Raw genomic sequence first — 24,839 nt, forward strand, 5'->3', positions numbered from 1 at the left:
ATCGACATATTCCCAGGTCAAGCTGTGAGGCACGTCACATAATCGGACAGGTTTCCGCTACGGCTTGCGCCCATCGCAATCATTTCGTTACCGTCAGTCGGTCTAAGTCACGGGCTGATCACGAACTCGAGGAGAGAACCGGCATATGCATCACCGCAGCCAGTTCACCGCTAGTAGGTTCTCGAACTCAGCTCCAGACGAGGTCACGACCACTTATCCAACGCACTCGGCCAGGCGTTACACCGAGACCAAAAGTTCTGAGATCTCTACCGATATGTTCACTCGAAATTCATCCTCCACGTCGTCAGATTCCGACTCTCACGAGTTCGTCGAGTCCGACGTGATCAGCACCCCCACTTACGCCACCTCCGCACCGACAGTCGATGTCGAATCTCCGGTTCGCCGCAGCGGTGCTCACCGACTCCCCACCCCTCCCTCCGCTCTCAAGGGCCGCGCCGCCGTTCTGGCAGTTGCAGCCGGCGCGGTTGTCGCCGCGGGCCAGGCAGTTGTCAACGACGGTTCCTCTTCTGCCGCCGACCACTCGGAAGTTGCACTCGCCAACGAGTCCTCCGCGATCGGTACCACCGCAGAACCGCAGGCCGCTCAGTTCGCTCCGGCCACCTCCACGGCAGCCACCACCGAGGCCGACGCTCCGCAGGTCCTCAACGTCGCAGCGCCGACCGACCTCTCCCAGTTCAGCAACCTGCTTGCCAAGGGCCAGCGTTTCAGTGACGAGCGCGCAGCACGCGAAGCCGCTGCCCGTCGCCCGCTGTTCGTCCTGCCGGCAGTGGGCACGTTCACGTCCAACTTCGGCACCCGCTGGGGCACCCTGCACGCCGGCGTCGACATCGCCGCCCCGATCGGGACGCCCATCGTCGCCGTCGCCGACGGCAAGGTCATCGATTCAGGTCCGGCTTCCGGGTTCGGCATGTGGGTACGCCTACAGCACGCAGACGGAACGATCACCGTCTACGGCCACATCGACACGTCCACCGTCACGGTTGGTCAGCAGGTCATGGCCGGCGACCAGATCGCCACTGTCGGCAACCGCGGCTTCTCCACCGGCCCGCACCTTCACTTCGAGGTTCATCTCGCCGGCGAGAACAAGATCGATCCCCTCCCCTGGCTCGCCTCACGCGGCATCAGCCTCGGCGTCGAGCAGGACTGATCGCAAGCCCAACGCTTCTGATGAAAAACTTCCGGCCCGCACCTTTCCAGGTACGGGCCGGAAGTTTTTGCCTGTCTTCTACAGCTTGACCATCGGCACACCGCCGATGAGCATCAACCGCACCTTGCCCGCGCTACCGAAGTCGATGGTGACCGTCGCGGTGGGGCCAGTGCCCTTGGTTTCCAACACGGTGCCCAGACCGTACTTGTCGTGACTGACGCGGTCACCCGTGGCGAGGACCAGAACGTTGTTGCGGCCACGCGCGGCACCGAAACTGGGAGTCGACGCGGCCTTGCCGGACCCTCCCCCGTAGTTCTGCCCGCCGCCGTATCCCTGGCCGCCCTGGCTGCCGTAGCGGCTTCCGCTGCCGTAACCCGGCCTGCCGCTTCCGAATCCGCCACCGGTGCCCGGATCCTCACGGCGCCAGTTGATCAGGTCCTCCGGGATCTCCTGGATGAACCGCGACGCCGGGTTCTGGATCGGTTGCCCCCACGCCGAACGCATGATCGCGCGCGTCAGGTACAGGCGCTGCCTGGCACGGGTGATGCCGACGTAAGCAAGTCGACGCTCTTCGGACAGCTCCGCCGGATCGCCGAGGGCGCGCATGTGCGGGAACTGCCCGTCCTCCCAACCGGTGACGAAGACGACCGGGAACTCGAGGCCCTTGGCGGTGTGAAGCGTCATCATGGTCACGACGCCGTCGTCGGAGTCCGGCAGTTGATCGGCGTCGGCGACAAGCGATACCCGTTCGAGGAAGGCGGCAAGCGAACCCGGATCGGGTTCACCTTCACGCATTGCTGCGGTTTCCTCGTCGTCCGGATCGATCAGCCCGGCCGCGTTTCGCGCGTCGGAACTGAATTCCCTTGCCACGCTGACGAGTTCGTTCAAGTTGTCGAGTCGCGCGCCATCCTGCGGATCGCTGCTCGCCGCAAGCTCGGCGCGGTAGCCGGTGCGCTCGAGCACCGCCTCGGCAACCTCACCGATGTCACCGAGCTCGAACGGTTCGTCCTCGTCGGCGGCCGCTGTCGGTAGCAGGGCCCGCAGCCCGTCCATCATCTCGAGGAACGACGCGATGGCCTTCTGTGACCGCGTATTGAGCAGCGCCACTTTGCCTTCCGCGCCGTCACGGAGAGCGGCGGCGAAGCTGATGTTGCGATGCTCGGAGTGCACGGCGACGCAGGCTTCGGCTCGATCACCGATACCGCGTCGGGGCGTGTTGAGAATGCGTCGCAGGCTCACGGTGTCGTCCTCGTTGGCGAGGACGCGCAGATACGCGACGATGTCCCGAACTTCCTTGCGCTCGTAGAAGCGAACGCCGCCGACCACCTTGTACGGCACTCCGAGTCGAATGAAGATCTCCTCGAGCGCGCGCGAGGAGTTGTTGGTCCGGTAGAACACCGCGATGTCGGCGAACTTGGTCTCGCCCTGGTCCACCAGCCGATCGATCTCCGAGGCGACAAACGATGCTTCGTCGTGCTCGTTGTCTGCAACGTAGCCGACGATCAGTTCGCCTTCACCCGAATCGGTCCACAGACGCTTTTCTCGTCGGCCGGTGTTCTTGGAAATCACGGAGTTGGCCGCAGACAGAATGTTCTGCGTCGAACGGTAGTTCTGTTCGAGAAGGATGGTCCGAGCATCCGGGTAGTCGCGTTCGAACTCTTCGATGTTGCGGATAGTGGCTCCGCGGAACGCATAGATCGACTGATCGGCGTCACCGACGACGCACAGTTCGGCCGGGGCAACGGCGTGGTCGGACTCGCCGGCTCCACCGACCAGTTCACGCACAAGCATGTACTGCGCGTGGTTGGTGTCCTGGTACTCGTCGACGAGCACGTGACGGAAGCGGCGGCGGTAGTACTCGGCGATCTGTGGAAACGCCTGAAGAAGCGCGACGGTCTCACCGATGAGATCGTCGAAGTCGAGTGCGTTCGCCGCACGCAGCCGCTGTTGGTAGTGGCCGTAGACCTTGGCGATCAGTCGCGGAAGTTCGGCCGGATCCTGATCGGCTGCGACAACCGCCTCTTCCGGTCCGACGAGTTCGTTCTTCAGATTGGAGATATGCGTAGCGAGAAGCCGCGCGGAGAATCGTTTGGTGTCGAGCTCGAGGTCCTTCGAGATCATCGTCAGCAGTCGACGCGAATCGTCGGAATCGTAGATCGAGAAATTCGAGTTCAAACCGGGTAGGAGCGCCGCCTGTGCTCGCAGAATCCGCACGCAACTGGAGTGGAACGTCGAGACCCACATGGCGTTGGCACGCGGTCCGACAAGAGCTGCCACACGCTCGCGCATCTCGGCCGCAGCCTTGTTGGTGAACGTGATGGCCAGGATCTGACCGGGGGTGACACCCCGTTCGGCCAGCAGATAGGCGATACGACGCGTCAGCACTGCAGTCTTGCCCGAGCCGGCGCCCGCGACTATCAGCAACGGCGAACCGGCATGGACCACGGCCTCGCGCTGTTGCGGGTTGAGACCCTCGAGGAGGGCGTCCGAACCCGCGTCGTGTCCCCGCGCGCCGCCCCCGTCGTGCTGGGAATGTCCGTCGTGCTCACCGAGTGCTGGGTACGTGTTCATCGCCTGTCCACGCTACCGGCGTCCACCGACACGGTCGTCAGTGCGTCCACCTGCTGGTAGAGGCACTTGGATTACCTGTGTCGAGCATGGCAAACTGGACGCTATGTTCAGCATTTCCGTTCGCGACAACACGGCCGACCCCGTCGGCCCGCTGTGGCGTTACTTTACGTGCCCCGGACCTCGGTGCACGTGATCTGAACAGCTCACCCGCCCCTGGTCCGAATCGGATCCGGGGCATTTTCGTCAGTGTGCCTGGATCGGTAACGACCCGAGCCGAGACCACGATCCACGCAGTAGGAAGAGGAGACGAATAGCAATGAGCACCCAGGCTGCAGCCCCCCATGGAAATACTGTCGATACTGTAAAAACTGCTCCGACAGACGTCGAGATCCCCCAGAGTGAGGCGGAGATCGACGAACTACGGAAAGAAATCGACCGTCTCGACGCCGAGATCCTCGCGGCCATCAAACGCCGCTCCGAGGTCTCCCAGATCATCGGCCGTACCCGGATGGCATCGGGTGGTCCGCGTCTGGTGCACAGCCGCGAGATGAAGGTCCTAGAACGATTCAACGAGCTGGGCCAGGAAGGCCACACTCTCGCGATGCTGCTCCTGCGCCTGGGCCGCGGACGCCTGGGCCACTAGCGCACACCCAGATCACTTGCGAACGGCCACATCGGATGCCTCTGGCAGTCCCGATGTGGCCGTTCGCGTGTGTATCAGCTCTCGAGCGCGATGTACTTCGTGTTCAGGTATTCCTCGATCCCCTCGGTCCCGCCCTCGCGGCCGAATCCGGATTCCTTCACGCCACCGAACGGCGCTGCCGCGTCCGAGATCACTCCGCGGTTGACGCCGATCATTCCTGATTCCAGTGCGTCGGAAACCCGAAGCGCACGGTCGAGATCCCTTGTAAAGATGTACGCGGCCAGTCCGAACTCGGTGTCGTTGGCGGCTGCGATTCCCTCGGCTTCGGTGTCGAAGCCGGTGATCGCGGCGACGGGTCCGAACACCTCTTCTTTCAGAATCCGCGCGCTGGCCGGAACGTCTGCCAACACCGTGGCTGGATAGAAGTACCCTTCACCACCCGGCGCTTCGCCGCCCAGTCGCACCTTCGCCCCGGCATCCACCGCATCTGCAACCAACTCCGCGACCGTGTCGAGTTGGTTCTGGTTGATCAGCGGGCCGAGCTTCGTCTCCGGGTCGGTACCGGGTCCCATCGTGAAAGTCGCCATCTTCTCGGTCAGCTTGGTCGTGAACTCTTCACGCACGGCGTTGGCGACGTGGAACCGGTTGGCGGCGGTGCATGCTTCGCCTCCGTTGCGAAGCTTCGCCAGTACCGCGCCCTCGACTGCCTTGTCGACGTCCGCGTCGTCGAACACCACGAAGGGTGCGTTGCCACCCAATTCCATCGACGTGCGGAGCAATCGCTTCGCGGACTTCTCCACCAGCATCTTGCCGACGCCGGTGGACCCGGTGAAGGTGAGCTTGCGCAGTCGAGGGTCGTCGATGAGAGGGCCGGTCACTTCACCGGATTTCGATGTCGGCAACACCGAGAGGACTCCGTCGGGCAACCCGGCTTCGGCCATGAGCTGAGCAAGCAACAACATCGTCAACGGGGTCTCCGAGGCGGGCTTGACGATGATCGTGCAGCCGGCGGCCAACGCCGGGCCGATCTTGCGGGTACCCATCGCCAACGGGAAATTCCAGGGAGTGATGGCCAGACACGGTCCGACCGGCGCCTTGGTGACAAGGATCCGGCCGTTGCCCGCCGGCGCCGGCGTGTAGCGCCCGCCGATGCGAACGGCCTCCTCGCTGAACCACCGGAAGAACTCCGCCCCGTACTTCACCTCGGCGCGACTTTCGGCGAGTGCCTTGCCCATTTCGAGGGTCATCAGCAGCGCCACGTCCTCGGCTCGCTCGGTGATCTTCTCGAAAACGGCTCGCAGGATTTCACCACGCTCGCGCGCAGGTGTGCTCGCCCACTTCGACGAGACGGCGACGGCTTCGTCGAGAGCGCGCAGCGCGTCCGCGGGGCTCGCATCGGCGACATCGGTCAACGATTTCCCGGTCGCCGGATCCGCCACCGGGAAGGTCGCGTTGTTCTCCGCGGGCACGAACCGACCGCCGACGAACAACTGGGTGGGAACTGATCGAATGAATTCGAATGTGTCCATGGGTTCCATGATGCTCGTCGGAGCCGCGTCCGTCTGCCCGCGAGCGAGACTCACGCGGAAGTTTCCAGCTTGTGCCACTAAAGTCGATGATCGTGAGCACTGACATCACCGGAACCTCAGCCTGGCAGAAACTGCGCGCTCATTACGCCGACATCGAAGGCGTTCACCTGCGAGAACTCTTCCAGGACGATCCAGCCCGCGGGCGAGAGCTGACGATCGACGCCGGTGATCTTCACATCGACTACAGCAAGCATCGCGTCAGCCGCGAGACTCTCGCGCTGCTCGTCGACCTGGCCCGCGAGGCCGGCGTCGAGGCACGACGCGACGCGATGTTCGCGGGCGATCACATCAACACTTCCGAAGACCGCGCCGTACTACACACAGCGCTGCGTCTGCCCAAGGATTCTGCGCTGACCGTCGACGGTCAAGACGTCGTCGCCGACGTTCACGAAGTTCTGGACGCGATGGGCGCTTTTGCCGATCGTGTGCGCAGCGGCGAGTGGACCGGAGCTACCGGCAAGCGCATCCGCACCATCGTCAACATCGGCATCGGCGGTTCCGACCTCGGGCCGGTGATGGTCTACCGCGCATTACGGCATTACGCCGACGCCGGAATCAGCGTCCGGTTCGTCTCCAACATCGACCCTGTCGATCTGGTCGGACAGCTCGACGACCTCGATCCGGAGACGACGCTCTTCATCGTCGCATCCAAGACGTTCTCCACCCTCGAGACCCTCACCAACGCGACAGCGGCAAAGCGTTGGCTGTTCGCCGGTCTGGGCAGCGAAGACGTCTCGGCCGTAGCCAAGCATTTCGTCGCAGTCTCCACCCACGGTGACCGCGTGGCGGAGTTCGGCATCGACACCGCGAACATGTTCGGGTTCTGGGATTGGGTCGGCGGGCGCTACTCCGTCGACTCGGCGATCGGCTTGTCGGTCATGTGTGCCGTCGGACCCGTTCGTTTTGCGGAGTTTCTCGACGGTTTCCACCAGATCGACACGCACTTCCGAAACCAACCGCTCGAGCAGAACGCGCCGGTCCTCCTCGGCCTCATCGGGCTCTGGTACTCCAACTTCTTCGGCGCTCAGTCCCGCGCAGTGCTGCCCTACTCCAACGACTTGCTGCGCTTTCCCGCGTACCTGCAGCAGCTGACCATGGAGTCCAACGGCAAATCGGTTCGCGCCGACGGCTCACCGGTGACCACGTCCACCGGTGAGATCTTCTGGGGCGAGCCGGGGACCAACGGCCAACACGCCTTCTACCAACTCCTGCATCAGGGCACCTGGCTGGTGCCTGCCGATTTCATCGGGTTCGCGGAATCCACCGACGATCTGCCTACTGCGGACGGCACGGGATCAATGCACGATCTGCTCATGAGTAACTTCTTCGCTCAGACAAAGGTTCTCGCATTCGGGAAGACTGCCGAAGAAATCGCGTCAGAGGGCACTGCTCCGGAGCTGGTGCCACACAAGGTGATGCCAGGCAACCGACCGTCGAGCACTATCTTGGCGAAGGAGCTGACCCCCTCGGTCGTAGGTCAGCTGATCGCACTTTACGAGCACCAGGTATTTGTCGAAGGTGCGGTGTGGGGTGTCAATCCGTTCGATCAGTGGGGCGTCGAACTCGGCAAGACACAAGCCATGGAACTGGGGCCTGCGCTCTCTTCCGAAGCAGCACCCGGCGACCTCGGCGACACATCCACAGATGCTCTGGTGCAGTGGTACCGCAGAGAGCGCGGACGGGCCTGACTCACGCGGCGGCCGGGCCGAACCAACTTTCCGTTGTGTACACGCGTCCGGATCGGTCGACGAGCCGAGCGCGAAGCTCTTGCTGTTCAACCCATTTGATGGCGCTTATCCCCCGGATCAACGCAGCCTCGCTCGCGGCGTACGCCCACACCGCGTCGTCAGCAATCACCGAGACCTGTGCCCATTCCGTGGAGGGCCGCTCCTGGTTCGGCTCCCAGGAGGGCAGCTCCAGCGCCCGCGCCGTCGCCATCGCGGTTCCGTTGATCAGTTCGACTTCTTCGCTGTCCGGCACCGGAATCTGCCAGCCACCAGCCGGTGCATGGCCGGCCGTGGCGATCACGTCGCCGATCCGCACAGCAACACCGCATTGTAATTCGGCGGCGACGATCTGCGCGGCGCGATCGACGGTGTCGGCCTTGGCAACTCCGGTGATGTCGAACGACGCACCCCAGGGCGCGTACACCACGTCTCCGTCGAGCTGTACGTCCTCGAACGTCGGGGTCGGGTGCACCGGAGGGATGGATTCGTCCTCGGAGTAGTTGTCGGCAAGCGGATTGACTGCACCGCCGGTCATACGGGCAGCCCACAGCGCCGACCGCAGCAGAGCCGACATACGTCGTGTCACTTTGACCGGAGTTCCCTGAGCGAGGTTGACGGCGTGAATCTCGGCGTCTCCCCGGCGAAGGTCGCAGACCGCTTCGGTTTCGTCGATGGCAGCTGCGATCAACGCGTGCGCAGTAGGCAGCGCAGCGCCCTCGGTGACGTCCACCTCCACGGCGGAATCCCACATCGCCCACTTCTCGACACTGACCATGTCAGTCCTGCCCTTCGAACACACTGTGTTGTAACCAGTATGCGCCGGTCAGCAACCCCCGTGCCATAAAGCGCTTCCGAGGCCGAGGCACACATGCCGCAGGTTGAAGCAGCGCACGGCGGGACTGGATGGTAGATCTGTGCGACAGAATTGCCGCCCGGACTGTCGCCCTCCGTGTGCAAGACGTGCATTCCTCCACATGGTTCTGACATGCACCTGACTGCGACGACGTCGACTACTACTGGCGCAGCGGGCAATTCCGATCCGAAAGACGCAGAGTCGACGCTCGACATGTCTGGCCGGCCGGCTGCGCTTCGAGCCCGGTCCGCCGCAGCAACACGCCCGGGCGGCGCTGATGTCACCGCATGAACCTTATGTCACCGCATGAAAAAGTGGGGACCGACGAGAAACACTGTGTTCCAACGTCGATGACATACCAATCGGCCGCTTTCAATGCGCGTCACTTTCGCAGGTGGACACACCTGAGCGCTCACTCTCGAGTGCAGCAAAATACGGGCCCACCACTGCGCGCGAGCGTCGAGCAGAGCACCGAGAAGAAGTCCCGAACACGCGGCGCGCCAACCGCCGGCACGACGACGCCCGGTGCCCGGCGGCAGCGCTTCGCACGTTACAGACCGAGCAGGAATGCATCGACACAAAATGGATAGGACCGGCTGAAAGAACCTGCAGCACAATGGCGTAACCACCACCGTTCGGCTTATACGCTACCGCCGTACACCTTGGCAAAACGAACGGTCAGTACGCGGCGAAAATCACATACTTTACAAAGTCTTTGGAATTTTTCTGCGCCAAATATCCGCAGGTGAAAGGACTTTCGACCAGAGTCCAGAATAACCGTGTCGTCTACTATGTGAAAACTGCGAAGTAGCTGTGACGCTGGGTCACGCTCGAGGGAGGAATTGTGACCGATTCATTCAAGGACCGTTTGAACGCCTTGTACCCGGCCACAGCACCGAGACTCACCAACGCACAAGTTGTGGAAGCCCTTTCGCAACGTGGATGCAAGATTTCGACACCGTACCTCTCGCAACTCCGGAGCGGTGTGCGCACGAATCCATCGGAGCAAGTCGTTTTGGCATTGGCCGATTACTTCGGCGTGGCAGCAGAGTACTTCTTCGGCCCGACACCTCGCCAAGATCCCGAACTGATTCCGGAAGAAGACCGTTCGGTTGTCGAGGAGTTCCACGACAGCGAATTACGTTCTCTGGCCATAAAAGCGGTCGATCTCTCCCCTGAATCGCAGGACTTGCTCTCATCGATTGCGGAGAAACTTCGCTCGTCCGAAGGACTCCCGGCCGTCCCTCCGGATTGCAGCACCTACACCCCACCGTTCACTCGCGACTAGTCCGGAGCGAAGTTCAGCGAGTCAGATCAGCGAGTCAAGCGGCCCAATAGTGCCGAAGCTGTGATGATTCCGAGCAGCGCGGCCCCGATCAGCACGCCGAAGTCGACGAGGTAGTCGGTCGGCATTCCGATCAGCAGACCGCGCAGCGCTGACACCTCGTAACTCAGCGGATTGATGCGACTGAGCCACTGAACCCACGTCGGCATGAGTTCGACCGGGTACAGAGCGTTGGACGCGAAGAACAACGGCATGGTGATCGCCTGGCCGATGCCCATCAATCGATCTCGTTTGAGCACGATCCCCGCGATCGCAACCGACAGACAGGCGAAGAACGCCGAGCCGAGGACAACGACAGCCACGACGCCGAGCAGCTTGATCGGGTTCCACGTCATGCTCACGCCCAGCAGCGCCGCTACAACGACTACGACCACGGCCTGGGCGACCGCACGGATACCGGCTGCAAATGCCTTTCCGGTGACCAGCGCGGCTCGTGGCGTCGGCGTCACCATGAGTTTGGTGAGGACTCCCGCGTCACGCTCCCAGATGATCTGGATTCCGTAGAAGATCGCAACAAAAAGCGCGGACTGCGCAATGATGCCCGGCGCGAGAAAGTCGAGATACGGTACGTCGCCAGTCGGGATCGCTCGGATATGACTGAACGTCTGACCGAAGATCACCAACCAGAGGATCGGCTGGATTGCGCGCGTGACCAATTCAGATCGGTCGTGCCGCAACTTCTGAACTTCCACGAGGCAGAATGTGTAAATTCTCGAGAGCAATCGAGCAAGACTGTTGGTAGTGGGATCAGCCCAAGCGGCGCGCTGTGCGACGGGCACTGCGGACATCGTGGAGACCTCCTGACTTGTCGCCGGTGAGATCGTCGCCGGTGTAGTGACGGAACACGTCTTCGAGAGTGACCTCCGGCCCCAGTTCGGCGGCCAACGCGCTCGGCTCGCCCACCGCACGAAGTTCACCGTGATGCATCAACGCAACACGATCACACAACTCCTCCGCTTCTTCCATGTAGTGCGTCGTGAGCAGCACAGTCATGCCGTACTGCTTCTGCATCTCCGCCACTCGCTGCCAGACGGATTCGCGGGCAATGGGATCCAGCCCCACCGTCGGTTCGTCGAGCACCAGCAACGACGGTCGGTTCACCAGCGCCTGCGCAAGTTCGAGACGTCGCACCATACCGCCGGAGAAACCCGACGCCAGACGATCACCTGAATCGAGTAGGTCCACCATCTCGAGCGCCTGGTCGACGCGCTCGCGTCGTTCGGACCGCGGAACGTCGTACAGTCGCGCGAACCAGGTCACGTTCTCGCGTGCGGTCAATGCGCTTTCGATCGAGAGCTGTTGTGGCACGTACCCGAGGTAGCGCCGAATGGTCATCGCTTCGCTGCGAACGGAGCGACCGAGAATTCGAATGTCACCCTCTTGCAGAGGAAGTAACGTGTTGAGCAACCTGATCGTCGTCGTCTTTCCTGCGCCGTTGGGACCGAGCAGGCCGAAGCATTCCCCCGCGTTGACGACCAGACTCAGGTTGTCCACCGCCCGATGACCGCCGAACTTGTATGTGACCGAGTCGATCTCGACCGCGGGTGCGTCAGGGTCAGGCATGTGTACTGCTCGGCTCCTCCACCACTGCGTCAGCATCTCACTGCCCCCCGCCTTCCGATCCGGCTGCTGCCAGAGCGCTCGCCAATCGAGACAGGGCCGGTACAGCAGCCTCGATACTTGCCCTGTCCTCTGCGGTCAGAGTCGACAATGCCTGACCGACAATCACACTCCGGCGATCACGCCACACCTCGACGCGGGCGCGCGCCTCGTCCGCGAGCACCAATCGCGCGACGCGTCGATCAGCCTCGTCGGCAACCCGTTCGATCACTCCCGCGTCGACGAGCTGCCGCACCAAGGTGGACACCGTGTTTGCCGCGACACCCAATCGCCCGGCAGCCTCGGCCACCGACAGACCCGGGTTGCGTCGTAGCAGCCTGACGAGTTCGATCTGGGCGCCGGCGAGCGGTCGTTCCGCAAACGGCCGCCCCGACGCCTTCCTCGTGCCCCGGCGCAATTGTCCGAGCATCTCCAGGACGTCATCCGCAAGATCTGCTCCGCTTCCATCCACAACCTCACAATAGCTCTGTAACAGAGCTATTGTCGAGGAATCCGGACGCCCGGCGTTTTCAGCTCGTCCGCAACGGGTATCCCCGATTGCTTGTCCCGAGCACTCCCGCCCAGAACGGAGACGTCATGCGCAGACAGTGGTTGTTCGCGACAGTTGCGAGTAGCGCCCTGATCCTCACCGGTTGCTCGCCCGACGCCCTCGATTCCGGGGACAGCGCAGACAACGTCACTGCCATTGCGACGTCGCTGTCGCCACCCGCCGCCGCTGATGCACCCCTGCTGAAGACCGCCGACTCCCCACTCGGGACGATCGCCGTCGACGGCGAAGGCATGACCGTCTACGTCTACAACCCGGACGAGGAGAACTCACAAGCCGGGTCGTGCGACGAAGCGTGCCTGCGTTACTGGCCGGCGGTCACCTCGGTCACGGATTCGCCGATCGTCGAAGGAATCGACGCCGTCATCGACACTGTCGACGGGCCTGAAGGATCTTTCCAGATCACCGTCAACGGCAAGCCCGTCTATCGGTACCTCGACGACAAGGTTCCCGGCGACATGCTCGGACAGAGCGTCGGCAGCCTGTGGTGGATGATCGACACCGCCGGAAACCCCGTGTTCAAGACCGAGTAACCCTCAGTTGTACGGCTGCCGAGCGGTTTCGGGGTCGCCGTACGTGATTGCCCGTTCCCGACGCGTCTTCGACGCCAGGGTTGCGCCCCAGTTCAGCACCGTGCTGGCGCGATTGCGGAACCCCGCGAGGAACGCGATGTGGATGATTCCCCATGACACCCATCCGATGAACCCGGACAACTGGACCGGCCCTGCCTGAAGCAACGCGTGGCGTCGCGAAATGTAGGCCGCGGTTCCAAGATCGCGGTACTTGAACGGTTTTCGGCTGGGCACTCCGTTTTCCACGGTTGCAGCGATCCGGGCACCGGCGTGCCGACCACCCTGCATCGCGACCTCGGCCACCCCGGCAAGTTTGTCCCTCGACATGAGGTCGCCCACCACGTAGACGTTCGGGTGGCCGGGAACGGTCAGATCGGCTTCCACCTCGATGCGGCCACCGCCGACCTGCTTCACACCCAGCGCCGTGGCCAGTGCCTCGGCGAACGGCACTGCTTCGACGCCCGCGGTCCACAGAATCGTGCGGGTCTCGTACTGCCGCTTCTCTTTTGTCTTCTTGTCCGTCGTCTCGATGCTGGTCTCGCACACGTCGGTGACGTGCACGCCGAGGTGAGTCTCGACGCCGATCCCGTCGAGAGTACGTTTGGCGGCGGCCGAGAGCTTGCGACTGAACGAAGGGAGCACCCGATCGTCGCCGTGGAAGAGCAGTACCCTTGCCTCGTCAGGGTCGATGGACCGGAACTCGTTGGTGAGCGCGTGCATCGCCAATTCGCGGATCTGTCCGGCTAATTCGACGCCGGTGGGTCCGCCGCCCGCCACGGCGAATGTCAGCCACGGTCGACGTTCTTCCGCAGTCGGGAGCGATTCGGCCATCTCGAACGCAGCAATGAGACTGCGCCTGATCGCCAAAGCGTCGTCGAGGGTTTTCATGCCAGGCGCCCATTTGATGAACTCGTCCTGGCCGTGGTACGACTGGCGCATTCCAGCCGCCACGATCAGGTAGTCGTACGGCAATTCGAAGGTCGACCCGTCGAAGCGACTGGCAGTCAGTATCCCGGCGTCGGCGTCCACCGACTTGGCCTCGCCCAGAACGACGTTCGTGTTCTTGTTGTCCTCGAGCAGATGTCGCAGCGGACTTGCGATCTGCCCTTCGGAGAGCAGACCCGTGGCGCACTGGTATAGCAGGGGCTGGAAGACGTGGCTGGTCCCTCGGTCGATCAGAACCACCTCGACGTCGGCCTTCTTGAGCCGTCTCGCTGCGTACAGTCCACCGAAGCCGCCACCGACGATCACTACGCGGGGCTTACCGTTCGAGATGTGGATGCTCATCAGACAAACCTCGCTGTCACGGAGTTGGGCAGGAATCGTAGGGCCGCATCTATCCCTTGCCACTTGAGGCCGGGTAGCGCCGCTCGTGTGGTTTCCTTCTCGATGGCGTCGACCATGGCACTGACGCCTTCGTCCAGACTGGCCATGAGCGCTGCGTCGTCGCCGGCGCCGGCGGACATGTCGGTCTTGATGAAGCCCGGCAGCAGGGTGGTGACCCGAATAGGTGTGCGCGCCAACTCGATACTGAGCGCCTCACCCAGAGCCGCTACCCCGGCCTTGCTTGCCGAATAGGCCGCTTTTGGCCCGGGTAGCCCCCGATCCGCGCTTATCGAGGACACGAGAACCAGGTGTCCGGCGTCCTGCGCGCGGAAGATCTCGAGCGCAGCTTCACACTGCGACAGCGCGCCGACAAAATTCGTCTGCGCTGTTGCAAGATTCGCGTGCGCTTTTCCGGTTCCGATCTTGGCGCCCTTGCCGAGCCCGGCGTTCACGATCACCCGGTCCAGGCCACCCAACTCGTCGCGCAGCTCACCGAAAACCCGGACGACGGAATCGTGTTCGGTCACATCGAGTTCGCGCACTGCGACGCTGATCGACGGGTACTGCGCCACCAACTCCCCTCGCAGCGTGTCGAGACGATCCGTCCGCCGGGCACACAGCGCGAGGTCGCGACCGGCCGCGGCGAATCTCCTGGCCATCTCCTCCCCCAGACCCGAACTGGCACCGGTGATCAAAATCTTCTGCCGCGTCATGGGTGCAACTGTAGCCACCATCGAGCTCTCGTACCCGGCAGTAACCGAGCGAACTCGGACCGATCCGGCATACCGTGGAGCAATGACCGACGAATTCGATGTCATCGTGATCGGCGGTGGGCCCGCCGGCGAGAACGCCGCCGCATACGCCATCGCCGGAAGTAATCGCACCGCCGCAATCGTGGAACACGAACTGGTCGGTGGTGAATGCTCGTATTGGGCCTGTATGCCCAGCAAGGCACTACTGCGCCCGGGGCAGGTCCTCGAGGCGGCCGACGCCTTGCCCGGGATCCCGGCCGGACCGCTGGACGTCGATGCCATTCTGAAACGGCGCGACTCGTTCACCCACAACCACGACGATTCGTCCCAGGTCGACTGGGCAACCTCCGCGGGCATCACCGTGATCAAAGGCCACGGGGTCATCGACGGCGAGCGAGCAGTGACCGTCGACGGGACCCGTAAGCTCCGTGCCCGCCAGGCCGTCGTACTCGCCACGGGAACGACCGCCACCGTCCCGAAGACACCGGGATTGCGCGAGGCACTCCCGTGGACCTCGCGCGACGCCACCAACCTGCACGAGGTTCCGTCGCGAGTGGCGGTCATCGGCGGCGGAGTGGTCGCAACGGAGTGCGCAACGTGGTTGTCGTCGTTCGGCGCTCACGTGACGTTGCTCGTGAGGGGCGATGCTCTGTTGAAATCAGCAGAACCGTTTGCCGGAACGATGGTGGCCGAAGCACTCGGCGCCCGCGGTGTGGACGTTCGACTGAGCACTGCCGTCAACTCGGTCTCACGCCCCGATGCCAAGGACACCGGCGAAGGTCACATCCACGGTGGACCCGTCAGCATCGAGACATCGTCCGGCGTGATCGAAGTCGACGAGGTCATCGTCGCGGCGGGCCGCGGGCCGACATCTGCCGATCTCGGCTTGTCCGTCATCGGCCTCGAGGACGGCAAGTACGTCACCACTGACGATCACCTCTGTGCCCAAGGTGAGTGGCTCTACGCCGTCGGCGACATCAACGGTCGTTCTCCCCTCACCCACATGGGCAAGTATCAGGCGAGAGTCTGCGGAGACGTCATCGCCGCGCGGGCCGAGAGCCGCGGACTCAGGGGACCTCGGTACACGGCGTCGGCGGACAACGGACAGGTCCCCCAGGTGGTGTTCACCTCACCCGAAATCGCCTGGGTGGGACGCACCGAGAAGAAAGCTCGCGACGACGGCTACGACGTCGAAGTCGTGGAGATCGAACTCGCCGTCGCGGGATCTTCGCTGCTGCGCGACGACTACTCTGGGCGCGCGAAGTTGGTGATCGACAAGGCCACCGACGTGATCCTCGGCGCTACCTTCGCCGGGCCCGAAGTATCCGAGCTGGTGCATGCGGCGACAATCGCGGTCGTCGGCGCCGTACCACTGGAAACTCTCTGGCATGCGGTGCCCTCGTATCCGACGGTCAGTGAAGTCTGGCTTCGATTGCTGGAGGCTCGCCGCTGACGCGCTCCCGAAGTACGTATAGTCGCGACATGGCGTCCGACATACTTGTGACCACGGCCGACGGCACCCTGCGCGGCCGCCGGGTGGGAAAACTTCGTGCCTGGCGCGGAATTCCCTACGCCCGGCCGCCGGTCGGAACACTGCGTCTGACGCGACCCCAGCCGGTCACGCCGTGGACCGGAGAACGCGACGCGACCAGGTTCGGCGACGCGTCTGTCCAACACAAGAAGGGGCTGTTGCTCGCGCCCGGGAAGTACCAGCCGAGCAGCGAGGACTGCCTGACGCTCAACGTGCTCGCCCCCCCGAACACCGGCAATACTCCGCGTCCCGTCATGGTTTTCATCCACGGTGGGGCAAACACCATCGGGACCTCGGCCACCGGCTTGTACTCGGGCGTGTCCCTCGTCGAACGCGGCGACGTCGTCTACGTCTCGATCAACTACCGGCTCGGCGCTCTGGGCTACCTCGATTTCACCCCGTTCTCCACATCCGAGCGCGTATTCGACTCCAACCTCGGACTGCGCGATCAGGTCGCGGCCCTGCAGTGGGTGCAACGCAACATCGCCGCCTTCGGTGGGGATCCTGAAAAAGTCACGATTTTCGGTGAATCCGCCGGAGCCACCGCCGTCACCACCCTGATGGCGACTCCGGCCGCCAAGGGACTCTTTGCCGGCGCTATCGCCGAGAGTTCGGCTCCGGATCTGGTCTCGAGCACGCAGCGATCGCATGCCTGGGGCGCGCGTTTCGTCGAGATCCTCAATTCCGGCCTACCACCCGCGAAGGCCCTGACCTCGGCGACAGCCGTCGAATTGGGCAGAGCCGGAAGCAGACTGGGCGCCGAGGTACTCGCGAACACACCTGGACTACATCCCTTCGGACCGGTCGTCGACGGCGACTTCCTGCCGCGCTCCCCCTTGGACGCATTCAAAGAAGGATCGGCACACCAGGTGCCGATGATCATCGGCACCAACAGACGGGAGGGGACGCTGTTCCCGAAGGTGCTCGACGCACTTCCGACCAACCCGTCGCGCATCGACACCATGTTTGCCCTCACCGATCCCGAGGCCGGGAAGCGCATCCTCGCAACCTATCCCGGCTACCCGGACGAGCAGTCCGCGATCGACGTCGGCGGAGACGTCACGTTCTGGCACCCGTCCGTGGAGTTGATGCAAGCGCACGCACAATCAGCGCCGACGTACGCCTACCGATTCGACTTCGCGCCGACGATGATGCGCTGGCTCGGCCTCGACGCCACACACGGATTCGAGATGTTTGCAGTCTTCGGCATCGGTGACACCCTTGTCGGGCGCGGCCTCACCCTTCCCGGCGGTCGACGCGGACTGCGCGCAGTCACCGAATCTGTTCAGGGACACTGGCTTCACTTCGCCGAGCACGGCTCGCCGCGCGGATCGTGGCCGCGCTACGAGGGGCAGGAGCGTCGGACCATGATCTTCGACGAGATCGTCCGCGTCGAGAACGATCCCAGACGTGAACAACGCTTGGCCTGGGCGGGATACAGCGGTTACCGTAGCCACGGCACCGACATCTCCCTACCGTGACGAGCCCCCTCGAGATCACTCTCGATTCCGGGGTCGTACGCGGGCGCCTCGATCGAGGACTGCGCACCTGGCGAGCAATCCCCTACGCAACGGCCCCGACCGGTCCTTGGAGATTTCGCGCACCGCAGCCGGTCGAGGCTTGGCATGGTGTCCGCCCGGCGGAAGCATTCGGCTCTCCGTCTCCGCAGCGCAAGAGCAACTTCGACGAGAACTCACTCTTCGTCAATGTCGTGGCTCCGCAGGTACCGTCGGATTCGTTGCGACCGGTCATGGTTTTCATTCACGGCGGCGCGTACAACGGCGGGAATCCGTCGACGCCCATGTACCGCGGAACTAGCCTGGTCGAACGTGGCGACATCGTCTACGTCTCGATCCAATATCGTCTCGGCGCGTTGGGCTACCTCGATTTCAGTGAATATTCCACTGCGGAAAGATCATTCGAGACGAACCTCGGATTGCGCGATCAGATCGCCGCGATGACGTGGGTCCAACGCAACATCGCCGCTTTCGGCGGCGACCCGAACGCCGTCACCGTCTTCGGTGAATCGTCCGGCGCCAACGCGGTCACCACTCTGATGGCAACGCCGGCGGCACGAGGGCTGTTCGCCCGGGCCATCGCTCAAAGTCCGCCGGCTGCTTCGGCATACGGAAAAGAGCGAGCGCACCGTTGGGCACGCGAGTTCCTCGAGATCGCACAGGCTCCGGATGCCGATCCGGCATCGTGGCTGCGCTCCGCTTCGGTGAAGGACCTGGTCGATGCCGGCGAAGAACTTGCGCGCCGCGGCGCGGACGAAGAACCCGGAACGCGGGCATTTGCCCCCGTGGTGGGTGACGACGTCCTTCCCGAACACCCGCTCGACGTGTTCGCCGCCGGACGCGCCCACCCCGTTCCGCTGCTCGTCGGTTCGAATCTCCACGAGGGAAGAATCTTCCCGCGCGTTCTCGACATCTTGCCTACCGACCCGGTTCGGATCGAGAAGATGTTCTCCCACACCACCCCTGAAGTGAAAGCACGTGCGCTCGCGGCGTATCCCACGTATCCGCACCGGTTTGCTGCCGCAGATCTCGGCGGCGACATCACGTTCTGGGAGCCCGCGATACTCTGCGCACAGGGTCATTGCCAGGTAGCTCCTACCTACAGTTACCGCTACGATTTTGCGCCTCGCCTGCTCAGACTCATCGGCATGGGCGCTACCCACGCCACCGAATTGCTTGCGGTCTTCGGGCGTTCGGATGCACTCACCGCGGCCTTGACAGCGGTCGGTGGGCGCCGCGGACTGACTGCGGTGACCTCCACCATGCAGCGCCACTGGATCCATTTCGCCCGCCACGGAGTGCCGGACCGGGATTGGCCCGCCTACTCCGTACCGGAGCGGCAAACAATGATCTTCGACGAGACGTCCCGAGTGGAGAACGACCCGATGGGTGAGCGTCGACGGGCTTGGATCGGCTACGAGCACAGGCGCTGAAGCCCGATCAGAAGAACTGGCCTTTCACGAAACCTGCGAGTAGGACGGCAAATCCGCCCACCTCGCCGAGAATCAGCAGAAACATCCCGAGGTGCAGGGGCGGACCGGCGGACTCGAACTGATTGTCGGTGTCCTTCATCGCACCGTGAGCGATGTAGCTGAATATCGCTGCGAGAAAGAAGAACACGACCACTGCGGCACTGGTCAGGTTGATCCACGTCGGCCACGCACTGAGTTCGACGAACACCGCGATCAGCAGCGTCGCAAACGAGTACATCAGGGCAGCGCGGTGTGCGATGTCGACATACGGATGGGCGAGGTGATTGTCCGAAGTGGCCATCTGTCGGTATTTCCAGATTCCCAGGCACAGGGAGAGAAGGAAGATCAGACCGGCCGCGAGAAGCGTCAGTGTCGTGTCGATCCCCAGCGTCATCTGCCCACCCCGCAGTGCGTTTCCAGCGAGTCACCGCTGGGTGATCCAGCCGAAGGCTTGTCGTAGACGACAACCAGCACCACCGCACGATCCGCCGACACCGACCGCATCCGGTGCGGCGTATTCGCGTCGAAGTACAAGCTGTCGCCGGCGTCGAGGTGCATCGTCTGCCCGGGGATTTCGAATTCTACGGATCCGGAATGCACGAACACGAACTCCTCTCCCGTGTGGTCCATGAACTTGGGACCCATCACCGAGGCCGGATGAACCACGAACGGCTGCATGGCCTTTCCGACCAGTGAGGGCGCGATCGGATCGTAGACGGAAGACTGCACGGAGTTGGCCGGGTCGATCACGCGGTCCTTCGCGCGCACGATCGTCATGGCATTTCCCTCCATACTGTCCGAGAACAGTTGCCCCACATCGGCGTCGAGCACACGCGCAATCTTGAGTGCCACCGCGATCGACGGGGTACTGATACCCCGCTCGACCTTGGAGAGATAGCTCTTCGTCAGACCGGTCTGCTCGGCCAGGCCCTCGAGCGTCAGACCGGCGCGACGCCGATGTGTTCGCAAAAACGCTGCCATTCGGTTCCCCTCACGAGACTTTGTGTCATCACCCTACCAATACATTGACCTGCGGCGATCAGCGATGCAGGAATCGAAGGTTGCACATTTCCGTCCTATATGACACTTTGTGTCTTATAGGTGACTGAATGTCATTGATTCCCGGGTCCCGAGAAAGGCACACCCTATGACCGACACGATGCATGCGAGCAAGCAGGAACTCATGGCCACCGCCGAGACGAAGATGCTCACCGAAGTAGCGACAGGTAGTTGGACTCTTCGACAGAAGATCGCACTGACCTGCCGGGCACTGTCGGACGCCGGCCACGACTCCGGCCTTGCCGGACAGATCTCCGCCCGCGGTGAGCAGCCAGGAACGTTTGTCACACAGCGACTCGGCCTCGGGTTCGACGAGATCACCGAGGACAACCTCCTGCTCGTCAACGAGGATCTCGAAGTCCTCGACGGGGAAGGCATGCCGAACCCCGCCAACAGGTTCCACAGTTGGATCTACCGCGCACGACCCGACGTCAACTGCATCGTCCACACACACCCGCTACATGCGACGGCGCTGTCGATGCTCGAGATTCCCCTCGTCGTCTCCCAAATGGACATCGCGCCGCTCTACGACGACTGCGCATTTCTCGCCGACTGGCCCGGGGTTCCCGTGGGAAACGAGGAGGGCGAGATCATTTCGGCTGCACTCGGCGACAAGCGGGCAATTCTGCTCGCCCACCACGGCCAACTCGTCGTCGGCAACACGGTCGAAGAGGCATGCTCTCTCGGGCATCTGATCGAGCGAGCGGCCAGACTGCAGTTGCTGGCGATGGCTGCCGGAGACATCAAGCCGCTACCGCCTCGCCTGGCGAAGGAGGCACACGATTGGACACTGACTCCTCGGCGCAGCGAGGCGAACTTCGCTTACTACGCCCGTCGCGCTCTCCGCAATCATCCCGACACACTGACCAACTGACTTTTGTTTCCCACCAACAGAACTGAGAGCCTCATGAGCAGCACCATCAAGGGAATCGTCGCCTATCCCATCACCCCGTTCGACCGGGACACCGGAGCATTCGACCCCAAGCCGCTACACACGCTCCTCGACAGCATGATCAGCAGTGGTGTCGACGCGATAGCCCCACTCGGCAGTACCGGCGAGAGCGCCTATCTCGACGATGCAGAGTGGGAGACGGTCGCTCGGGAGACTGTCGACTACGTCGACCGCCGAGTCCCCACCGTCGTCGGAGTGTCGGATCTGACGACGGCGGGAGCACTCCGCCGAGCATCGATCGCGGCAGACGCCGGAGCCGACGCAATGATGATCCTCCCCACGTCGTACTGGCATCTGGGTGAGCAGGAGATTCGTGAACACGTCACCGCGGTGGCCGATTCCGTCGACATTCCCACGATGATCTACAACAATCCGGCCACCACCGGGATCGACATGTCGCCGGAGTTTCTCGTCGATCTCGTCTCCACCGTCGACGGCATCACGATGATCAAGGAATCCACCGGCGACATCACCCGGATGAACCGCATCAACGAACTGAGCGGTGGCACGATCCCCTTCTTCAACGGCAGCAATCCTCTTGCACTGCAATCTTTCTCTGCCGGTGCAAGCGGATGGTGCACGGCAGCCCCGTGTCTGGCCCCCGAACAGGTGGTGCACTTCTGGCGTCTACTCGAATCCGGTGATCGGTCGGGTGCCGCCGCTGTGTTCGAACAGATCGAGCCGCTACTGAAGGTCCTCGTCAGTCGCGGACTGCCGTCGACGGTCAAAGCCGGGTTGGAATCTCTCGGCGTCGACGCCGGCCTTCCCCGCCGGCCCCTGCTGTCCCTCGACGACAACACCAGGACAGCTTTGTCCGACGCTCTGTCGGTGGCTCGCGGTGTAATCGTCGCGTCGTGACCTGACGTGGGAGTGGGTTCCGGCAAGATGGGATGCACACCGACCGAAGGAGGGGCACCATGTCCGTAGATTCACGGTCTGCGAGGATCGCCGTCACCGGCGCGACCGGTCATATCGGCGGACTGGTGGCCCGGTCGTTGGCCGACGCCGGTGTCCCGCAGCGGCTGATCGCACGGTCGGTCAACCGATTACCGCAGCTCCCCGGTGCCGATTCGGCCGAGACCACGTACGGGGATCAGGAGCGCGCTCTCGCGGCTCTGGCCGGAATCGACACCCTCTTCATGGTCTCGGCGGCCGAAAGCGCAGATCGCCTGGATCAGCACCGCACCTTCATCGACGCCGCAGCGGAGGCCGGGGTCAGGCACATCGTGTACACGTCTTTCCTCGGCGCTGCTCCGGACGCGACGTTCACGCTCGCTCGCGATCACTGGGTCACCGAAGAACATATCCGCGCTTCCGGGCTCGCATTCACCTTCCTGCGCGACAGCTTCTACCTCGATTTCCTACCCGCTCTCGCCGGTGAAGACGGTGTGATCCGCGGACCCGCAGGGGACGGTCTCGTCGGCGCGGTAGCGCGCTCCGACATTGCTGCCGTCGCTGTGTCGGTTCTGCAGGATCTGGATTCTCATGTCGGACAGACGTACAGCCTGACCGGACGGGAGGCACTGACGCTCTCCGAGGCCGCGAGCATCATCACCGAAGTCACCGGCAAGCGAACCACGTACGTCGAGGAAACGCTCGAGGAAGCTTACGAATCGCGGGCGTCGTACAACGCACCCGCTTGGGAACTCGACGCATGGGTGTCGACGTACACCGCAATCGCGCAGGGTGAATTGGCGCTGATCACGGGCACCGTGGAGGACCTTGTCGGCCGGCCTGCGCTCACGCTGCGTGAATTCCTCACAGCAGAAACCGCCTGATGCCACCACGCAAAGCAACCACGGCACGCAAGGCTGCCGCAAAGAAGGCTGCACCGCAGAAGGCTGCACCGCAGAAGGCTGCACCCAAGAGGAACACGACCAGAAAGACCGCCCCGAAGAAGACTGTCGCAAAGAAGAGCTCACGCGCGACGATGCCGGATGTGCCGACTGCCGGCCCTGGTGAGAGAGTCTGGCTCCTCGACGTTCCCTTTCGGACGCCGGCGCCTGGTGCGCAGTTCGTCAAGAAATGGAAGAGCTACGCGTGGGTCGGTACGGAGTTGCCCGTAGAACTCGCTCCATTCAAGGCACTCCCCTTCTCTTATCAGCAGTGGGTAGAGGACGACATCAATGACAGCACCGGTGAACGTCCCGTTGCTGCACCCAAAATTCCTCGGCCCGAGCAGGTTTCGGGGGCTGCAGCCGTCGTCGATGCCGCTCGCGCCGGCAAACGCGGATTTCTGTTGGCAGACAATGCAGGCCTGGGTAAGACGCTGATCGCAGTGATGTCTGCCAAGACGATTGCCGAGGAGCGTGGCGAAACCAACATCCTCGTCCTCGTCGATCGACCCGCACAGATCACCATTCCGCATTGGCGCTATTCCATCGCCTCGGTGGGCGACGGTGGATTCCGCTGGTTGATCATGTCGCCTGACCAATTGAAGAAGCTGATCGCGCGAAACGGCCGCCCCAAGTACACGTTCGGTGTGGTGATTGCCGACGAGGCCCAGCTTTACAGCAACGACACACAGCGCACGGCGGCATTCGAGAAGGTCGCGCGCTTTTCGAATGCTCACGAGCAAGCGCCGTTCGTCCTGTCCGTGACGGCAACACCGGGACACACGCCGGCCGACCAGCGTTACCTGGCACCGCTTTTCGCGCAGCTGCATTCAGAACCTTCGGAGTACTGGTCCGACCTGGGCGCCAGGCTGGTCGAGTCCGGCCTTCCGCTGGACAAGTCCTACGGGAAGTGGACGTGGAGCGCAGAGGCGAAGGAATCACCTACGCTGCAATCTCGCGCGCTCGAGACCGTGCGTGGGTGGATGTCGAACAGCAAACCGCCCTTGATGATTCATCGACCGACTCCGTGGGGACCTGTTCCGCTCGACGGTATGCCGATCGACCTCACCCATGCCCAGCGCGCCGAGTACGAGACGGAGTGGGCCGAGTACGCCTACGAAATGGGATTGGCCCGCAAGAGTCGCAACATCGCGCGCGGCCGTGCGCTGGTTCTGCGCTACCGACAGAAAGCGGGCATGATCCGCGCCGAGTCGACGGCCCAGTGGGCGCAGGCGCAGGTCAAGGCAGGCAAGCAGGTGTTGGTGGCCGTCGAATTCGTCTCCACGGCAGGTGATCCACTGGTCGAGATGATCGAAGACGCCGGGATCTCGGTGGCAAAACTGTTCGGCGCGGTGCCGGACAAGGAGGGTCAACGTCTGCGGTTTCAACGCGGGGACGCACCGGTCATCGTCTTCAATGTCACGACCTCGATCTCGCTCCATGCCAACGAAGCACTCCCGGACGGCACTCACGCGTCCCCGTTGCCACGGACGGGAATCTTTCATCAACCGCGCTACTCAGGGATCGCGGCAGAACAGACGTTCGGTCGGTCGCATCGCGACTACCAGACGTGCCCGTGGGTCATACCCTTCGGCGTGGGCACCAAGGAAGAGGACGTCGCCACGGTCATGTTGCGCAATCTCAATTCGGTCACAGGTCTGAAAGGTGGTGATCGATCCGGTCTGCGGTCGCTGTCCGAACTGCTCGGCGTCGAGTGGCTAGAGCCTGATGTCTTGACCTCGGAGGGTTGATCTTCCAAC

General features: G+C 63.1%; 23 protein-coding genes. 13 read left to right on the top strand and 10 right to left on the bottom strand.

Going from position 1 to position 24,839, the window contains the following annotated elements; all coding sequences use genetic code 11:
- Positions 1-145 precede the first annotated feature (145 nt).
- The gene (locus ATN37_RS02925) at positions 146-1,168 is read left to right on the top strand and encodes a M23 family metallopeptidase (RefSeq protein WP_054828357.1); all 1,023 of its coding nucleotides are present in this window, start codon (positions 146-148) and stop codon (positions 1,166-1,168) included.
- A 78-nt stretch (positions 1,169-1,246) separates the two neighbouring features.
- Here the strand turns inward: ATN37_RS02925 and pcrA are convergent, their stop codons facing one another.
- Positions 1,247-3,739, bottom strand: a complete 2,493-nt coding sequence (pcrA, locus tag ATN37_RS02930; protein ID WP_003946394.1) for a DNA helicase PcrA — start codon at positions 3,737-3,739, stop codon at positions 1,247-1,249.
- Positions 3,740-4,055: 316 nt separating this feature from the next.
- Here pcrA and ATN37_RS02935 point away from each other — a divergent pair, with 316 nt between their 5' ends.
- A complete protein-coding gene (locus ATN37_RS02935; RefSeq protein ID WP_003946362.1) occupies positions 4,056-4,382 on the top strand; it encodes a chorismate mutase in 327 nt (108 codons plus the stop codon).
- 74 nt (positions 4,383-4,456) lie between these two features.
- Here ATN37_RS02935 and ATN37_RS02940 read toward each other — a convergent pair whose 3' ends face one another.
- The gene (locus tag ATN37_RS02940) at positions 4,457-5,911 is read right to left on the bottom strand and encodes an NAD-dependent succinate-semialdehyde dehydrogenase (RefSeq protein ID WP_007727613.1); all 1,455 of its coding nucleotides are present in this window, start codon (positions 5,909-5,911) and stop codon (positions 4,457-4,459) included.
- 92 nt (positions 5,912-6,003) lie between these two features.
- Here ATN37_RS02940 and pgi point away from each other — a divergent pair, with 92 nt between their 5' ends.
- Entirely contained in the window at positions 6,004-7,659 is a 1,656-nt protein-coding gene (gene pgi, locus ATN37_RS02945) for a glucose-6-phosphate isomerase (RefSeq protein ID WP_007727615.1), read from the top strand.
- Position 7,660: 1 nt separating this feature from the next.
- Here pgi and ATN37_RS02950 read toward each other — a convergent pair whose 3' ends face one another.
- Positions 7,661-8,473 carry an FAD:protein FMN transferase gene (locus ATN37_RS02950; protein WP_007727618.1) on the bottom strand — a complete coding sequence of 271 codons (813 nt, stop codon included), beginning with the start codon at positions 8,471-8,473 and terminating at the stop codon, positions 7,661-7,663.
- A 210-nt stretch (positions 8,474-8,683) separates the two neighbouring features.
- Here ATN37_RS02950 and ATN37_RS02955 point away from each other — a divergent pair, with 210 nt between their 5' ends.
- Both ATN37_RS02955 and ATN37_RS02960 read left to right on the top strand, forming a co-directional pair.
- Entirely contained in the window at positions 8,684-8,842 is a 159-nt protein-coding gene (locus tag ATN37_RS02955; protein ID WP_155277906.1) for a hypothetical protein, read from the top strand.
- 553 nt (positions 8,843-9,395) lie between these two features.
- Positions 9,396-9,839 (top strand): helix-turn-helix domain-containing protein, encoded by a 444-nt coding sequence (locus tag ATN37_RS02960; protein ID WP_003946341.1) that lies wholly within the window; start codon positions 9,396-9,398, stop codon positions 9,837-9,839.
- Positions 9,840-9,865: 26 nt separating this feature from the next.
- Here the strand turns inward: ATN37_RS02960 and ATN37_RS02965 are convergent, their stop codons facing one another.
- From ATN37_RS02965 to ATN37_RS02975, 3 genes are read right to left on the bottom strand one after another with little or no spacing between them, the layout of a single operon-like run.
- Positions 9,866-10,684 (bottom strand): ABC transporter permease, encoded by an 819-nt coding sequence (locus ATN37_RS02965; protein ID WP_007727621.1) that lies wholly within the window; start codon positions 10,682-10,684, stop codon positions 9,866-9,868.
- Positions 10,644-11,459 carry an ABC transporter ATP-binding protein gene (locus ATN37_RS02970; RefSeq protein ID WP_374103507.1) on the bottom strand — a complete coding sequence of 272 codons (816 nt, stop codon included), beginning with the start codon at positions 11,457-11,459 and terminating at the stop codon, positions 10,644-10,646. The genes ATN37_RS02965 and ATN37_RS02970 overlap by 41 nt, the downstream gene beginning before the upstream one ends.
- A gap of 37 nt (positions 11,460-11,496) precedes the next feature.
- Positions 11,497-11,967 (bottom strand): MarR family transcriptional regulator, encoded by a 471-nt coding sequence (locus ATN37_RS02975; RefSeq protein WP_308125192.1) that lies wholly within the window; start codon positions 11,965-11,967, stop codon positions 11,497-11,499.
- A 125-nt stretch (positions 11,968-12,092) separates the two neighbouring features.
- Here ATN37_RS02975 and ATN37_RS02980 point away from each other — a divergent pair, with 125 nt between their 5' ends.
- Entirely contained in the window at positions 12,093-12,596 is a 504-nt protein-coding gene (locus ATN37_RS02980) for a hypothetical protein (protein ID WP_218694726.1), read from the top strand.
- Positions 12,597-12,599: 3 nt separating this feature from the next.
- On the opposite strand, the gene ATN37_RS02985 is transcribed toward ATN37_RS02980, so the two are convergent.
- Together ATN37_RS02985 and ATN37_RS02990 are read right to left on the bottom strand one after the other, a co-directional pair.
- The gene (locus ATN37_RS02985; protein ID WP_003946361.1) at positions 12,600-13,922 is read right to left on the bottom strand and encodes an NAD(P)/FAD-dependent oxidoreductase; all 1,323 of its coding nucleotides are present in this window, start codon (positions 13,920-13,922) and stop codon (positions 12,600-12,602) included.
- Positions 13,922-14,674 (bottom strand): SDR family oxidoreductase, encoded by a 753-nt coding sequence (locus tag ATN37_RS02990; protein ID WP_019744767.1) that lies wholly within the window; start codon positions 14,672-14,674, stop codon positions 13,922-13,924. The genes ATN37_RS02985 and ATN37_RS02990 overlap by 1 nt, the downstream gene beginning before the upstream one ends.
- A gap of 82 nt (positions 14,675-14,756) precedes the next feature.
- Here ATN37_RS02990 and ATN37_RS02995 point away from each other — a divergent pair, with 82 nt between their 5' ends.
- Genes ATN37_RS02995 through ATN37_RS03005 form a run of 3 tightly spaced genes read left to right on the top strand, consistent with a single transcriptional unit; the run spans position 14,757 to position 19,194 of the window.
- Positions 14,757-16,166 carry an NAD(P)/FAD-dependent oxidoreductase gene (locus ATN37_RS02995; RefSeq protein ID WP_042449247.1) on the top strand — a complete coding sequence of 470 codons (1,410 nt, stop codon included), beginning with the start codon at positions 14,757-14,759 and terminating at the stop codon, positions 16,164-16,166.
- Positions 16,167-16,195: 29 nt separating this feature from the next.
- Complete coding sequence (locus ATN37_RS03000; RefSeq protein ID WP_218694727.1) at positions 16,196-17,725, top strand: carboxylesterase/lipase family protein; 1,530 nt, start codon at positions 16,196-16,198, stop codon at positions 17,723-17,725.
- The gene (locus tag ATN37_RS03005) at positions 17,722-19,194 is read left to right on the top strand and encodes a carboxylesterase/lipase family protein (RefSeq protein WP_214927469.1); all 1,473 of its coding nucleotides are present in this window, start codon (positions 17,722-17,724) and stop codon (positions 19,192-19,194) included. Before ATN37_RS03000 ends, ATN37_RS03005 begins: the two co-directional genes overlap by 4 nt.
- 7 nt (positions 19,195-19,201) lie before the next feature.
- On the opposite strand, the gene ATN37_RS03010 is transcribed toward ATN37_RS03005, so the two are convergent.
- On the bottom strand, positions 19,202-19,627 hold the full coding sequence (locus tag ATN37_RS03010; RefSeq protein ID WP_003946354.1) for a hypothetical protein: 426 nt from the start codon (positions 19,625-19,627) through the stop codon (positions 19,202-19,204).
- Complete coding sequence (locus ATN37_RS03015) at positions 19,624-20,214, bottom strand: helix-turn-helix domain-containing protein (protein ID WP_003946400.1); 591 nt, start codon at positions 20,212-20,214, stop codon at positions 19,624-19,626. Before ATN37_RS03015 ends, ATN37_RS03010 begins: the two co-directional genes overlap by 4 nt.
- Positions 20,215-20,380: 166 nt before the next feature.
- Between ATN37_RS03015 and ATN37_RS03020 the strand changes: the two genes are divergently transcribed.
- The 4 genes from ATN37_RS03020 to ATN37_RS03035 are packed head-to-tail and all read left to right on the top strand — an operon-like array spanning position 20,381 to position 24,830.
- On the top strand, positions 20,381-21,166 hold the full coding sequence (locus ATN37_RS03020) for an aldolase (RefSeq protein ID WP_063315946.1): 786 nt from the start codon (positions 20,381-20,383) through the stop codon (positions 21,164-21,166).
- Between the two features lie 33 nt (positions 21,167-21,199).
- The gene (locus tag ATN37_RS03025) at positions 21,200-22,102 is read left to right on the top strand and encodes a dihydrodipicolinate synthase family protein (RefSeq protein WP_064687551.1); all 903 of its coding nucleotides are present in this window, start codon (positions 21,200-21,202) and stop codon (positions 22,100-22,102) included.
- Positions 22,103-22,161: 59 nt separating this feature from the next.
- Positions 22,162-23,022, top strand: a complete 861-nt coding sequence (locus tag ATN37_RS03030) for an SDR family oxidoreductase (protein ID WP_081558244.1) — start codon at positions 22,162-22,164, stop codon at positions 23,020-23,022.
- Positions 23,022-24,830, top strand: a complete 1,809-nt coding sequence (locus ATN37_RS03035) for a DEAD/DEAH box helicase family protein (protein ID WP_081558245.1) — start codon at positions 23,022-23,024, stop codon at positions 24,828-24,830. Before ATN37_RS03030 ends, ATN37_RS03035 begins: the two co-directional genes overlap by 1 nt.
- Positions 24,831-24,839 lie beyond the last annotated feature (9 nt).

The organism is Rhodococcus sp. MH15, from assembly GCF_019266045.1.
In the GTDB taxonomy this organism is placed as follows: Bacteria; Actinomycetota; Actinomycetes; order Mycobacteriales; family Mycobacteriaceae; genus Rhodococcus_F; species Rhodococcus_F qingshengii.

Bases quoted from the DNA above. Each gene is read 5' to 3' on its own strand.
- ATN37_RS02925 (WP_054828357.1), top strand. From the start codon at position 146: ATGCATCACCGCAGCCAGTTCACCGCTAGTAGGTTCTCGAACTCAGCT.
- pcrA (WP_003946394.1), bottom strand. From the start codon at position 3,739: ATGAACACGTACCCAGCACTCGGTGAGCACGACGGACATTCCCAGCAC.
- ATN37_RS02935 (WP_003946362.1), top strand. From the start codon at position 4,056: ATGAGCACCCAGGCTGCAGCCCCCCATGGAAATACTGTCGATACTGTA.
- ATN37_RS02940 (WP_007727613.1), bottom strand. From the start codon at position 5,911: ATGGACACATTCGAATTCATTCGATCAGTTCCCACCCAGTTGTTCGTC.
- ATN37_RS02950 (WP_007727618.1), bottom strand. From the start codon at position 8,473: ATGGTCAGTGTCGAGAAGTGGGCGATGTGGGATTCCGCCGTGGAGGTG.
- ATN37_RS02955 (WP_155277906.1), top strand. From the start codon at position 8,684: ATGCACCTGACTGCGACGACGTCGACTACTACTGGCGCAGCGGGCAAT.
- ATN37_RS02965 (WP_007727621.1), bottom strand. From the start codon at position 10,684: ATGTCCGCAGTGCCCGTCGCACAGCGCGCCGCTTGGGCTGATCCCACT.
- ATN37_RS02970 (WP_374103507.1), bottom strand. From the start codon at position 11,459: ATGCCTGACCCTGACGCACCCGCGGTCGAGATCGACTCGGTCACATAC.
- ATN37_RS02980 (WP_218694726.1), top strand. From the start codon at position 12,093: ATGCGCAGACAGTGGTTGTTCGCGACAGTTGCGAGTAGCGCCCTGATC.
- ATN37_RS02985 (WP_003946361.1), bottom strand. From the start codon at position 13,922: ATGAGCATCCACATCTCGAACGGTAAGCCCCGCGTAGTGATCGTCGGT.
- ATN37_RS02990 (WP_019744767.1), bottom strand. From the start codon at position 14,674: ATGACGCGGCAGAAGATTTTGATCACCGGTGCCAGTTCGGGTCTGGGG.
- ATN37_RS02995 (WP_042449247.1), top strand. From the start codon at position 14,757: ATGACCGACGAATTCGATGTCATCGTGATCGGCGGTGGGCCCGCCGGC.
- ATN37_RS03000 (WP_218694727.1), top strand. From the start codon at position 16,196: ATGGCGTCCGACATACTTGTGACCACGGCCGACGGCACCCTGCGCGGC.
- ATN37_RS03010 (WP_003946354.1), bottom strand. From the start codon at position 19,627: ATGACGCTGGGGATCGACACGACACTGACGCTTCTCGCGGCCGGTCTG.
- ATN37_RS03015 (WP_003946400.1), bottom strand. From the start codon at position 20,214: ATGGCAGCGTTTTTGCGAACACATCGGCGTCGCGCCGGTCTGACGCTC.
- ATN37_RS03020 (WP_063315946.1), top strand. From the start codon at position 20,381: ATGACCGACACGATGCATGCGAGCAAGCAGGAACTCATGGCCACCGCC.
- ATN37_RS03025 (WP_064687551.1), top strand. From the start codon at position 21,200: ATGAGCAGCACCATCAAGGGAATCGTCGCCTATCCCATCACCCCGTTC.
- ATN37_RS03030 (WP_081558244.1), top strand. From the start codon at position 22,162: ATGTCCGTAGATTCACGGTCTGCGAGGATCGCCGTCACCGGCGCGACC.
- ATN37_RS03035 (WP_081558245.1), top strand. From the start codon at position 23,022: ATGCCACCACGCAAAGCAACCACGGCACGCAAGGCTGCCGCAAAGAAG.